Annotated in this window: 8 protein-coding genes; 5 read left to right on the forward strand and 3 right to left on the reverse strand. The window is 71.0% G+C overall.

Annotated features, from left to right (window positions below):
* Window positions 1-79 precede the first annotated feature (79 nt).
* Window positions 80-3,826, forward strand: coding sequence for an ABC transporter transmembrane domain-containing protein (locus AB5J73_RS04535; RefSeq protein ID WP_370968446.1), 3,747 nt, complete (start codon window positions 80-82; stop codon window positions 3,824-3,826).
* A gap of 73 nt (window positions 3,827-3,899) precedes the next feature.
* Window positions 3,900-4,436: a DUF4291 family protein gene (locus tag AB5J73_RS04540; protein WP_370968448.1), complete on the forward strand. Its 537-nt coding sequence runs from the start codon at window positions 3,900-3,902 to the stop codon at window positions 4,434-4,436.
* Here AB5J73_RS04540 and AB5J73_RS04545 read toward each other — a convergent pair.
* Entirely contained in the window at window positions 4,433-4,705 is a 273-nt protein-coding gene (locus AB5J73_RS04545; protein WP_370968450.1) for a hypothetical protein, read from the reverse strand. The genes AB5J73_RS04540 and AB5J73_RS04545 overlap by 4 nt on opposite strands.
* Window positions 4,706-4,963: 258 nt before the next feature.
* Here AB5J73_RS04545 and AB5J73_RS04550 point away from each other — a divergent pair, with 258 nt between their 5' ends.
* Entirely contained in the window at window positions 4,964-8,662 is a 3,699-nt protein-coding gene (locus tag AB5J73_RS04550) for a multifunctional oxoglutarate decarboxylase/oxoglutarate dehydrogenase thiamine pyrophosphate-binding subunit/dihydrolipoyllysine-residue succinyltransferase subunit (RefSeq protein ID WP_370968452.1), read from the forward strand.
* Window positions 8,663-8,716: 54 nt separating this feature from the next.
* On the opposite strand, the gene AB5J73_RS04555 is transcribed toward AB5J73_RS04550, so the two are convergent.
* Window positions 8,717-9,421: a hypothetical protein gene (locus AB5J73_RS04555; protein WP_370968454.1), complete on the reverse strand. Its 705-nt coding sequence runs from the start codon at window positions 9,419-9,421 to the stop codon at window positions 8,717-8,719.
* 55 nt (window positions 9,422-9,476) lie between these two features.
* Window positions 9,477-11,018 (reverse strand): S8 family serine peptidase, encoded by a 1,542-nt coding sequence (locus AB5J73_RS04560; protein WP_370968456.1) that lies wholly within the window; start codon window positions 11,016-11,018, stop codon window positions 9,477-9,479.
* A gap of 232 nt (window positions 11,019-11,250) precedes the next feature.
* On the opposite strand from AB5J73_RS04560, the gene AB5J73_RS04565 reads away from it, so the two are divergent.
* Together AB5J73_RS04565 and AB5J73_RS04570 are read left to right on the forward strand one after the other, a co-directional pair.
* Window positions 11,251-11,769 carry a GNAT family N-acetyltransferase gene (locus AB5J73_RS04565; RefSeq protein ID WP_370968458.1) on the forward strand — a complete coding sequence of 173 codons (519 nt, stop codon included), beginning with the start codon at window positions 11,251-11,253 and terminating at the stop codon, window positions 11,767-11,769.
* Window positions 11,770-11,782: 13 nt separating this feature from the next.
* A complete protein-coding gene (locus AB5J73_RS04570) occupies window positions 11,783-12,742 on the forward strand; it encodes an LLM class flavin-dependent oxidoreductase (protein WP_370968460.1) in 960 nt (319 codons plus the stop codon).
* The last annotated feature ends 89 nt before the right edge of the window (window positions 12,743-12,831 follow it).

Consider the following 12,831-nt stretch of genomic DNA (forward strand, 5'->3'; position numbering starts at 1 on the left):
GGCCACCTCGACGTCGTCGGGGTGGCCTTCACGGCGTTGGCGGAAATAAATTGTCGGTGGCGGCGCTTACTGTCCCTACGTGACCACCGCTCCGCCCCGCTCCCGTCAAGAGCTCCCACCAGCCGAGACCGCCGGCTGGGTCCGCCGGCTGTCCGCCGCGGCCTGGGAGCACCGCGCGCTCGTCGTGCTGTCGCTGGTCGCCGCCGTCTTCAGCGTCGGGGTGCAGGCCGCGAGCCCGCTGCTGGTGCGCACGGCGGTGGACGACGCGGTGGCTGGGCAGACCGGCGGGCTGCCCGGGGTCGCGGTCTTCCTGATCTCGTTGCAGCTGGTGGCGTTCGGCACCGCGTTCGTGCGCCGGTACGTCGGCGGGAAGCTCGCCCTCGGCGTCCAGCACGACCTGCGGCAGCGGGTCTTCAACGCGGTTTCGCGGCTGGACGGCGGCAAGCAGGACGCCATGCGCACCGGCCAGATCGTCTCGCGCGCGATCTCCGACCTGCAGCTGGTCACCGGGATCCTGATGCAGATCCCGGTGTCCTTCGGTTCGGTGCTCTTCGCGCTGCTCTCGTTCGCGGCGATGCTGTGGCTGTCCCCGGTGCTGACGCTGATCGCGCTGGTCGTCACGCCCGCGGTCGGCATCATCGTGGCGCGCGGGCGCAAGCGGCTCTTTCCGGCGACGTGGTCGGCGCAGCAGCGCGCGGGCGACGTCGCGCAGCAGGTCGAGGAGACCGTCACCGGCGTCCGCGTGGTCAAGGGTTTCGGTCAGGAGGCGCGGGAAGTCGGGCGGCTCGAAGCGACCGCGCGCAAGTTGTTCGCGGAGCGGCTTCGCGCGGCGAAGCTGTCCGCGGTACCGACGGCGACGACCGCGTCGCTGCCCGCCGCCGGTCAGGTCGCGGTGCTCGGCATCGGCGGCGTCCTCGCCATGAACGGCGCCATCACGCTCGGCACGTTCCTCGCCTTCGCGACCTACCTCGCGACGCTGGTCGGGCCGGCGCGGATGCTGTCCAGCCTGGTCGTGCAGGCCCAGCTGACCCGCGCCGGCGCCGAGCGCGTGTACGAGCTGATCGACGCGCAGCCGGAGGTCGTCGACGCACCGGACGCGCGGCCGCTGCCGGACGGCCCGCTGGGCGTGGAGCTCGACGCTGTCCGCTTCGGGTACACGCGCAGCGACCCGGTGCTGAACGGGCTTTCGGTCACCGCGCACCCGGGCGAGACCCTCGCGCTGGTCGGCACCGCGGGCTCCGGGAAGTCCACGATCTCGCTGCTGCTGCCGCGGTTCTACGACGTGCACGCGGGCGCGGTCCGGGTCGGCGGCCTCGACGTCCGGGACGTGCCGCTGCGGCAGCTGCGCCAGGCGATCGGCGTGGTGTTCGAAGAGGCGTTCCTGTTCTCCACGACGATCCGGGACAACATCGCGTACGGCCGGCCGGACGCGAGCGACGAAGAGATCTTCGCGGCCGCGCGCGCGGCGGAGGCGGACGAGTTCATCCGCGCGCTGCCGGAGGGCTACGAAACGCTGGTCGGCGAACGCGGGCTGACGCTCTCGGGCGGCCAGCGGCAGCGGCTCGGGCTGGCCAGGGCGCTGATCACCGACCCGCGGATCCTCATCCTCGACGACGCGACGTCGGCGATCGACACCGTCACCGAAGCCGCGATCTACGACACCCTGCGCTCGGTCACGGCGAGCCGCACGACGCTGCTGATCGCGCACCGGCGCTCGACGCTGGCGCTGGCCGACCGGATCGCGGTGCTGGACGACGGCCGCGTCGTCGACGTCGGCACCGAAGCCGAGCTGATGGCGCGCTGCCCGCTCTTCCGCGAGCTGATCGCGGGCCCGGGCGACGGCGTCGAGGAGAAGCACCGGTGCGAGGGGCTCGACCTCGGCCCGGCCGGGGTCACGCCGTCGCTGTGGCCGCACGAAGAACGTGACGAGGTCGACGAACTGGCCGACGCGGCGCGCCTGCGCAGCGGCGACCCGAACAGCAGCGGGTTCGTCGGCCGCGGCGGCGCCGGCCTCGACCTGCCGCCGACGCCGGAGCTGATCGAGGGTGTGCGGCAGCTCCCGCCGGCCGTCGACGAGCCGCGGCTGTCCGATGTGGACGTCACGGCGCCCGACCCCGGCTTCCGGCTGGCCCGGCTGCTGCGGCCGGTCCGCTGGCCGCTGGCCGTGGTCGTCGGCCTGGTGGCGGCGGACGCGCTGGCGTCGATCGCGCTGCCCGCGCTGTACCAGTTCGGCGTCGACCACGGCGTCCGCACGGGCGTCGAGTGGCTGGTCTGGCTGGCGGCCGGCATCGGCGCGGTGGTGATCGCGGCCGACTGGCTGGTCGTGTTCGCGCAGACCCGGCTGACTTCGCGGGTCGGCGAGACGGTGCTGTACTCGCTGCGCGTCCGCAGCTACGCGCACCTGCAGCGGCTCGGCCTCGACTACTACGAGCGGGAGCTGTCCGGGAAGATCATGACCCGGATGACGACGGACGTCGACGCGCTCTCGACGTTCCTGCAGACCGGGCTGGCCACGGCGGTGGTCAGCGCGCTGACGCTGGCCGGGATCGCGGCCGCGCTGCTGGTCACCGACGCCGGGCTGGCGTTGTACGCGCTGGCGATGGTGCCGGTGCTGGTGGTGGCCACGGTGATCTTCCGGCGGGCGGCGTCGAAGGCGTACAACGAGGCCCGCGAGCGGGTCAGCGTCGTCAACGCGGACATGCAGGAGAACGTCAGCGGGCTGCGCGTCACCCAGGCGTACTCGCGCGAAGACCGGTCCGCGGCGGCGTTCGCCTCGCTGAGCGACTCGTACCGGCGCTCCCGGCTGCGGGCCCAGCAGTACGTCGCCACGTACTTCCCGCTGGTGGCGCTGCTGTCCGACCTGGCGACCACGACGGTGCTGGTGGCGGGCGCGAACCGCGTCGCGGCGGGCACGCTGTCGGCCGGCGTGCTACTGGCGTTCCTGCTGTACCTGCAGCAGTTCTTCTCGCCGATCCAGCAGCTGTCGTCGGTGTTCGACGGCTACCAGCAGGCCCGCGTCGGCCTCGGCCGCATCGGCGACCTGCTGCGCACGCCGACGTCGGTCCCCGCGGCCGAGCGCTCGGTCGCGGTACCCGCTCGGCTGCGCGGCGAGGTGGCGTTCAAGGACGTCGACTTCTCCTACACCGGCGTCGAGGCGAAGGCGCTGGAGCAGTTCTCCCTGGACGTCGGCGCCGGCGAGACGATCGCGCTGGTCGGCGCGACGGGCGCCGGGAAGTCGACGGTCGTGAAGCTGGTCGCGCGCTACTACGACGTCACCGGCGGCGAGGTCCGCATCGACGGCACGGACGTCCGCGAGTACGACCTGCCCGGCCTGCGCCGCCGGATGGGCGTGGTCCCGCAGGAGGCCCACCTGTTCTCGGGCACGGTGGCCGACAACGTCCGCTACGGCCGCCCGTCGGCCTCCGACGCGGAGGTCGAGGCGGCGGTCCGGGCGGTGGGCGCGTTCGACGGCGTCGCGGCCTTGCCGGCGGGTTTCCTCCAGCCGGTGGGCGAACGCGGCCGCTCGCTGTCGGCGGGCCAGCGCCAGCTCGTGGCACTGGCCCGGGCGGAACTGGTGGACCCGGACGTCCTGCTGCTCGACGAGGCGACGGCGGCCCTGGACCCCTCGACGGAGGCGGCGGTCCTGCGCGCGACGGAGACGGTGGCCCGCCGCCGCACGACGTTCGTGGTGGCCCACCGCCTGGCGACCGCGGCCCGCGCGGACCGGATCGTGGTGCTGGACCACGGCCGGATCGTCGAGACGGGCACCCACGAAGAGCTGCTGGCGGCCGAGGGGCACTACGCGAGGCTGTGGGCCCTGGGCTGACTCGCGGCCGGCGGGTGAGCTGAACGCCGAAAGTGCGTGGCCGGACGCTCGGGGCACTGGGAGCATGGCGGGCATGTTCGAAGAGAAGCGGGTCCCCGACCGGCAGGTCCGAGCCGCGCGGACCGAGACGACCGTCCGCGTCTACCAGGCGTGCTCACCGGCCGTCGCCGACGCCGCGCTCGAAAACCAGACGTTCGCCGGACTCGAGGGCACGACCTGGCTGGACCTCTCGTTCCGCTGGGCGGCCTACGGCAGCGGCAACGGGAGCAAGCCCGGCCACGAGCGCATCCTGGCCGTCGACCTCACTCGCGACGGCTTCGAGTGGGCTCTCGCCCACCCGGGTCCGGTGCTCCTCCGGTGGGAAGCGGAGCGAGACCTCGACCACACGGCGCTGAACTTCGAAGCGCTCCGCCTCGGCCTCACCGGCGAAGCGGCCGGTCACTACACCGGTGACTGGATCACCGCCATCACCGACGTCACACCGGTGATCCGCGACATCGCCGGGCTGCTGGCGACGGACCAGCTCCACAAGGCGGTCCGGCTCGTCCCCCACGAGCCGCCGTACCCGCTGGGCGAAGACCTCGCCAAGGCCGTGGGGGCCACCGGCTAAGGCAGCGCCCGCCACTTCAGCGAGCCCATCCCGGCCGCCTCGACGTCGGGCCGGGAGGCCCACCGGACCGTCCCCGGCCGGACGTGGACCCCGGCGCCGACCAGCCAGTCCGGCTCGTCGGGCTCGACCCACTCCATCTCCTCGAAGTCGGCCAGCGTCGGCCAGACCGCGTGGCACGAATCGCACCGGAGCACGACCGTCCCGGACTCGGTGACCAGCGGCCGCACCAGGCCCTGGTCCCAGAACGAAGGACATTCGACCAGCCACATCCGTCCAGTGGAACCCGCCGCGGTGAACGTCCGGCGGCAGCCGGGCGAACCGGGAAAAAAGACGCCGCGAACCCTGTACCGGGTCCACTGCTTAAGGTTCCCTTAGCACATCTTGATCGAGTCAGTGACCGATCCCCTAGTGCGCCACGCCTCACACAGGCCGGTTCCATCACATCGCGGTCACCGAGGGGGTTAGCCTGGTAGGCGCATCAGCGGATTCAAGATCGAGATCGAGACGGATAGAGGCGAGCCCCAGCCGTGTCCAGCAGCAGCCCTGCGTCACAGTTCGGCCCCAACGAGTGGCTGGTCGAAGAGATGTACGACCAGTTCCTCGCCGACCCTTCCTCAGTCGATGCCGCATGGCACGACTTCTTCGCGGACTTCAAGCCGACGCAGAACGCGCAGGCCAAGGCGGACAACGCCCGGCAGCAGGCCGAAGCCAAGCCGGCCACCAACGGCCAGGCCGCGCAGCCGTCGGCCAAGGCCGTGCAGAACGCGGAGTCGGCGGCCAAGCAGGCCGCCCCCACGAAGGCCGCGCCCGCGAAGCCGGCGCCGAAGGCGGCTCCCAAGCCCGCCGCGGCCAAGGCCGAGCCGAAGGCCGACGCGAAGAAGGAAGAGCTGGAGTCGAAGCAGCTGCGCGGTGCCGCGGCCGCCATCGCGAAGAACATGGACGCCTCGCTGAGCGTCCCCACGGCGACCAGCGTGCGCGCGGTCCCGGCCAAGCTGATGGCGGACAACCGCATCGTCATCAACAACCACCTCAAGCGCACGCGTGGCGGCAAGATCTCCTTCACGCACCTCATCGGCTACGCCATGGTGCGCGCGCTGAAGGACTTCCCGAACCTCAACCGGCACTACCAGCAGATCGACGGCAAGCCGTTCGCGATCACGCCGGAGCACGTCAACTTCGGGCTCGCGATCGACATGAAGGGCAAGGACGGGTCCCGCAACCTCGTCGTCGCCTCGGTCAAGTCCGTCGAGGACATGTCGTTCCTGCAGTTCTGGCAGGCCTACGAGGACATCGTCAAGAAGGCCCGCAACAACAAGCTCACCGCGGACGACTTCGCCGGCACCACGATCTCGCTGACCAACCCCGGCGGCATCGGCACCAACCACTCGGTGCCGCGCCTGCAGGCCGGCCAGGGCGCCATCATCGGCGTCGGCGCCATGCAGTACCCGGCGGCGTTCGAAGGCACCAGCGAGAAGACGCTGGTCGACCTCGGCATCAGCAAGATCATGACGCTGACCTCGACCTACGACCACCGCATCATCCAGGGCGCGGAGTCCGGCGAGTTCCTCAAGCGCATCCACCAGCTGCTGCTCGGTGAAGACGGCTTCTACGACGACGTCTTCACCAGCCTGCGCCTGCCGTACGAGCCGATCCGCTGGGTCGCCGACATCCCCGAGGGCCCGGTCGACAAGACCGCCCGCGTGATCGAGCTCATCGACGCGTTCCGGATGCGCGGCCACCTGATGGCCGACACCGACCCGCTGAACTACCGCCAGCGCAGCCACGCCGACCTGGACGTCCTGTCCCACGGCCTGACGCTCTGGGACCTCGACCGCGAGTTCCCGGTCGGTGGCTTCGCCGGCCAGGAGCGGATGAAGCTGCGCGACATCCTGGGTGTGCTGCGCAACTCCTACTGCCGCACGGTCGGCATCGAGTACACGCACATCCTCGACCCCGAGGAGCGCCGCTGGATCCAGGAGCGCGTCGAGATCCCGCACGAGAAGCCGGACCCCGCGGTCCAGAAGTACGTGCTCTCGAAGCTGAACGCCGCCGAGGCGTTCGAGACGTTCCTGCAGACCAAGTACGTCGGCCAGAAGCGCTTCTCGCTGGAGGGCGGCGAGACGGCGATCCCGCTGCTCGACACGCTGCTGGACAAGGCCGCCGAGCACGAGCTCGACGAGGTCGTCATCGGCATGCCGCACCGCGGCCGCCTGAACGTGCTGGCCAACATCGTCGGCAAGCCGATCAGCCAGATCTTCCAGGAGTTCGAGGGCAACCTCGACCCGGGCCAGGCGCACGGTTCCGGTGACGTGAAGTACCACCTCGGCGCCGAGGGCAAGTACTTCCGCATGTTCGGCGACGGCGAGACGAAGGTGTCGCTGACGGCGAACCCGTCGCACCTGGAGACCGTGGACCCGGTGCTCGAGGGCATCGTCCGCGCGAAGCAGGACCTCCTGGACAAGGGCGGCGAGGGCTACACCGTGCTGCCGGTCCTGATGCACGGCGACGCGGCCTTCGCGGGCCAGGGCGTCGTCGCCGAGACGCTGAACCTGTCGCTGCTACGCGGGTACCGCACCGGTGGCACCGTGCACGTGATCGTCAACAACCAGGTCGGCTTCACGACCGCGCCGGAGCACTCGCGCTCGTCGCAGTACGCCACCGACGTCGCGAAGATGATCGGCTCGCCGATCTTCCACGTGAACGGCGACGACCCCGAAGCCGCGCACTGGGTGGCCAAGCTGGCCGTCGAGTACCGGCAGGCGTTCCACAAGGACGTCGTCATCGACCTGATCTGCTACCGCCGCCGCGGCCACAACGAGGGCGACGACCCCTCGATGACGCAGCCGGCGATGTACGACATCATCGACACGAAGCGTTCGGTGCGGAAGACCTACACCGAGTCGCTGATCGGCCGCGGCGACATCTCCGTCGAGGAGGCCGAAGCCGCGCTGCGCGACTTCTCGAGCCAGCTGGAGCACGTCTTCAACGAGGTCCGGGAGCTGGAGAAGCACCCGGCGAAGGCGAGCCCCTCGGTCGAGGAGGAGCAGCAGGTGCCGGCCAAGGTAGCTACGGCCATCACGACGAAGACGCTGGAGCACATCGGCGACGCGTTCGTGAACGTGCCGGAGGGCTTCACGCCGCACCCGCGCGTCAAGCCGGTCATGGAGCGCCGCCACAAGATGTCCCGCGAAGGCGACATCGACTGGGCGTTCGGCGAGCTGCTCGCGTTCGGGTCGCTGGCGATGGAGAGCCGCCTGGTGCGGCTGTCCGGTCAGGACTCCCGCCGCGGCACGTTCACGCAGCGGCACTCGGTGTTCATCGACCGCAAGACCGGCCAGGAGTACTCGCCGCTGCAGAACCTGGCCGAGGGCCAGGGCCGCGTGATGATCTACGACTCGGCGCTGTCGGAGTACGCGGCCGTCGGCTTCGAGTACGGCTACTCGGTCGCCAACCCCGAGTCGCTCGTGATGTGGGAAGCGCAGTTCGGTGACTTCGTCAACGGCGCGCAGACCGTCATCGACGAGTACATCTCCTCGGGCGAGGCCAAGTGGGGCCAGCGCTCGGACGTCGTGCTGCTGCTGCCGCACGGCCACGAGGGCCAGGGCCCGGACCACACCTCCGGCCGCATCGAGCGCTTCCTCTCGCTGTGCGCGGAGGGCTCGATGACGGTGGCGGTCCCGTCCACCCCGGCGAACTACTTCCACCTGCTGCGCCGGCACGCCCTCGACGGCATCCAGCGCCCGCTGGTCGTCTTCACGCCGAAGTCGATGCTGCGCAACAAGGCCGCGACGTCGCCGGTCGAGGACTTCACCGGCGAAAGCCGGTTCATGTCGGTCATCGACGACACGACGCCGGACCCGGCGAAGATCCGCAAGGTGCTGCTGACCTCCGGGAAGCTGTACTGGGAGCTGGTCGCGGAGCGGACGAAGCGCGAGGCGCACGACGTCGCGATCGTCCGCATCGAGCAGTACTACCCACTGCCGAAGAAGAAGCTGGTGGCGGCGCTGGAGCGGTACTCGAACGCGCAGCAGGTCGCGTGGGTCCAGGAGGAGCCGGAAAACCAGGGCGCGTGGCCGTTCTTCGGCCTGAACCTGCCCCGGAAGTTCCCGGAGCTGCTCTCGGGTCTGCAGGTCGTCTCGCGCCGTCCGATGGCGGCCCCGTCGGCGGGTTCGTCGAAGGTGCACGAGGTCGAGCAGAAGGCGCTGATCTCGAAGGCGTTCGACTGATCGCTTGAAGCACGACGAAGGCCCCCGCACTTCCGGTGCGGGGGCCTTCGTCGTTCAGCTGAGCGATTCGGAAGCGGCCTTCGCCAGGCTGTGGGCGTTGCGGCGGCAGCGCTCGATGTTCTTGTCCGAGGTGTCGGCGGCCGTGACGATCACGGTCGCGTCGACGTTGCCCTGGTAGAACCGCACGCCGCACTGCATGGTGCCGCTGCTGTCGTAGTCGACGTCGGCGGCCTTCGTCGCCTTCCCGATCTTCTCGGTGATCGGCTTCGCGCCGCGCTCCACCTCGATGTCGTAGCCGGCCTTCGCGTACCCGGGGCCGTTGCCCGAGCCCGGCTGGTTCGACTTCGCCAGCATCATCGACACCGTGCCGGACGACGACCCCGCCTTCGACCACGAGCAGCTCAGCTGGGACAGCTGGATCTTGTCGTCGGAGGTGGTGGCCGGCTCCGCCGGGGCGTCGCTCGACAGCGGCGGCAGGTTGTTCATCCGGCTGCCGACCTCGCTGCAGCGCGGGAGCGCCGCGTACTTGTCCGGCTCGCCCGCCGCGGACGTCGTGGGCGGCGCGGCCGTGGACCCCTTGTCGTCGGCGGTGAGGAGGAAGAACGCGCCAACGCCCGCCCCGGCCAGGACGAGCACGCCGACCACGACCAGCACGACCACCAGCACCGTCTTCCCGCCGGACTTCGGCGGCGGGTAGCCGGGGTACTGCTGCTGGGGGTAGGGCTGCTGCGGGTACGGGTACTGGGGTCCTTGCTGCACGAACCGGACACTAGGCCATTCGTGCGACCGGGGCGGGCGTTTCGACGCAAACCACTCAGACGGTCAGCGACCAGGTGTCGATGCGCCCGGTGTCGATCGCGGCGACGTCCTGGACCCGCAGCGTCCAGGTGCCGTTCGCGGCCTCACCCGAGACGTTCGCGCTGTAGGTCGTGTTGATGTCGTTGCTCGAGTCGTTGCTGGAGTTCTTCAGCCGGTAGGCCGACCCGTCCGGCGCGACCAGGTCGATCACCAGGTCGCCGACGTAGGTGTGGACGATGTGGACCTCCACGGCCGTCGTCGCGGACGCGTTGCGGTTGCAGCCCGACACGCTCACCGTGCTGGTCACGGCGGCGCCGTTGTCGGGGATGGCGACATCGGTGCCGTTGGTGACGGTGCCGCAGGTCGGCGGCGGCGGGGTCGTGCCGGTGCCGGTGTAGAGCAGGACGTTCGGCGAGCCGGTGCCGGCGTTGGTCACCTTGCCGGTGGTGCCGTTCGCGACGAGGGCGTCGCGGACCTGCTGCGGCGTCGCGCCGGTGTTGGCAGCCAGGTACAGCGCCGCCGCGCCGACGACGTGCGGGGTGGCCATCGACGTGCCGCTGATCGTGTTGGTGGCGGTGCTGCTGCCGATCCACGACGACGTGATGCCGCTGCCCGGCGCGAAGATGTCGAGGCAGGTGCCGATGTTGGAGTAGCTCGCGCGGGCGTCGGTCGACGTCGTCGCGCCGACGGTGATGCCCGCCGCGACGCGGCCCGGGGAGCCGTTGCACGCGTTGGCGCCGTTGTCGTTGCCCGCCGCGAGGCCGTAGGTGATGCCCGCGTTGATCGAGCGCTGCACCGCCGAGTCCAGCGTGCTCGAAGCGCCGCCACCGAGGCTCATGTTCGCGACGGCCGGCTTGACCGCGTTCGCCGTCACCCAGTCGACGCCGGAGATGACGCCGGCGGTCGTGCCGGAGCCGCTGCAGTTGAGCACGCGCACGGCGACCAGCTTGACCTCCTTGGCCAGGCCGTACTGCGAGCCGCCGATGGTGCCGGCGACGTGCGTGCCGTGGCCCTGGCAGTCGGTGGCGTCACTGTCGTTGTCGACGAAGTCGTAGCCCGACGTCGCGCGGCCGCCGAAGGTGCTGTGCGTGAGGTTGATGCCGGTGTCGATCACGTACGCGTGCACGTTCGACGCCGTCGTGCTGTAGCTGTACTTCTGGTCGAGCGGCAGGTTCCGCTGGTCGACCCGGTCCAGCCCCCACGACGGCGGGTTCAGCTGGTCGGCGCTCGCCCGCACGACCTTGTTCTGCTCCACAGTGGACACCGCGGGGTCGGCGGCGATGCGCTTCGCCTGCGTTTCGGACATCGTGCCGGTGAAGCCGCGCAGGGCCGCGGAGAACGTCCTCGCGACGGTGCCGCCGTGGCGGCTCGTGACTTCCTTCGCCTTGCTCTCCGCCGCCGTGCCGTCCTTGAACACGACGATGTAGCTGTCCTTGACGGCGTCGGCGCCGCCGGCCCCGACGATCGTCCCTTCGCTCGCCGTCGCGACGGCGTTGCCGCTCAACGCCGTCAACGCCGAAACGGCGGCGACGACCCCGATCTTGGTCACCAGGCGCATGGTTCGTCCCTTTCTGGGCAGGGTCGACCGGGCGGTGCACGGCCGCCGGGTCGCCAGGGGTGAGACGTGAAGCGCGTTCACGTGGAACGTGGACGGAACTGTAGGTCGCGGTCCGCCCAGATCGGTAGATCGTCCCGTTTGCGCAGTTCAAGACCACTCGAACGGTCCCCTACCAAAGTCTGCCCGCGAAAACGATTTCCGCTCGGCGCCGGTTCGCGGCAAGGTGACGGCCATGCTGATCCGCCGCGCGACCCCGGCCGACCAGGCCGCGATCCACCGAGTCCACAGCGAAGCGTTCCGGCGTGCGGAGGGCGTGACGCCGGTCGAGGCGCCGCTCGTGGACGACCTGCGCGCCGCGGGCGACCTGATCGACGCGCTGTCCCTGGTCGCGATGCGCGACGGCGAGGTCGTCGGGCACGTGTGCTGCAGCCCCGCCCGCCTCGGCGAGGACAGCGCGTCCGCGGTCGGGCTCGGCCCGCTCGGCGTGCTGCCCGCGCACCAGGCGCGCGGCGTCGGCTCGGCGCTCGTGCACGCGGTCCTCGGTGCGGCGGACGCGCTCGGCCACGGCCTCGTCGTCCTGCTCGGCGACCCGGCCTACTACGCGCGGTTCGGCTTCGTCACCGCGTCGACGCTTTCGATCACCGCACCCGACCCGGCCTGGGGCAAGCACTTCCAGGCCCGGACGCTGTCGGGGTACAAGTCCACCCAGGCGGGCGCGTTCGAGTACGCGCCGGCTTTCTCCCGGGTCTGAACAGGAGTCGCCGATGTACGCACCGAGCACGTCCGTGGGGGTCCGGATCAACCGCGAGCAGCCACCGGCCAAGCTGGTCGAGCTGGCGCGGCGGGCCGAAGCCGCCGGACTCGACGAAGTCTGGCTGGTCGAGGACTGCTTCTGGGCGGCAGGCATCGCCACGGTCGCGACGGCGCTGGCGGCGACGTCGACGATCAAGGTGGGCATCGGCGTGCTCCCGGCGGTCGCCCGCAACCCGGCGATCGCGGCGATGGAGCTCGCGGCGCTGGCCGAGCTCCACCCGGGCCGCCTGATCGGCGGGTTCGGCCACGGGGTCGCGTCGTGGATGCGCCAGATCGGTGCGTACCCGGTTTCGCAGCTGGCGGCCCTGGAGGAAACGCTGGTGGCGGTCCGGCGGTTGCTGGCGGGCGAGCGGGTCACGATGACCGGGCGGCACGTTTCGCTGGACGAGGTCGAGCTGGTGTTCCCCCCGTCGACGGTCCCACCGCTGCTGGCGGGCGTCCGCCGCCCGAAGTCCCTGGCGGTCGCGGGCGCGGCGGCCGACGGCACGATCCTGGCCGAACCGTCCCCACCGGAGTTCGTCCGGACGGCACTGGCGGACATCAAGGCGGACGGTCCCCACGCGCTGGTGACGTACAACTGGCTGGCACTGGGCGACCCCGACCGGGCCCGCCGCACGGTGGCGGAATCCCTGACACCGGGCGCCCGGGTCCAGGTGGAGGGCCTGCCGTTCGCGGCGGAGCTGCTGGCGCTGGTGGACTCGGCGTCCACAGTGGACGAACTGGCAGCGGACCTGCGCCCGGAGTGGCTGAGCAAGCTGGCGATCTGCGGCGAACTGGACGAGTGCGTGACATCGGTGCGCGCCCTGCACGAGGCCGGCAGCGGATCGGTGGTGCTGCTGCCCCTGCCGGAGGAACCGCCGGAGCAGGGCATCGAGGACGCGGGCCGGGTGGCGGCGGCCCTGCGCGGCTGAGCTTCCCGCGGCATTCATGCGCCCCAATGTGGCGTTCGGTGCGCTGGACGCACCGAACGCCACATTGGGTGCGCTGGACGCAACCAACG

The sequence above is a fragment of the Amycolatopsis sp. cg9 genome (genome assembly GCF_041346945.1).
In the GTDB taxonomy this organism is placed as follows: domain Bacteria; phylum Actinomycetota; class Actinomycetes; order Mycobacteriales; family Pseudonocardiaceae; genus Amycolatopsis.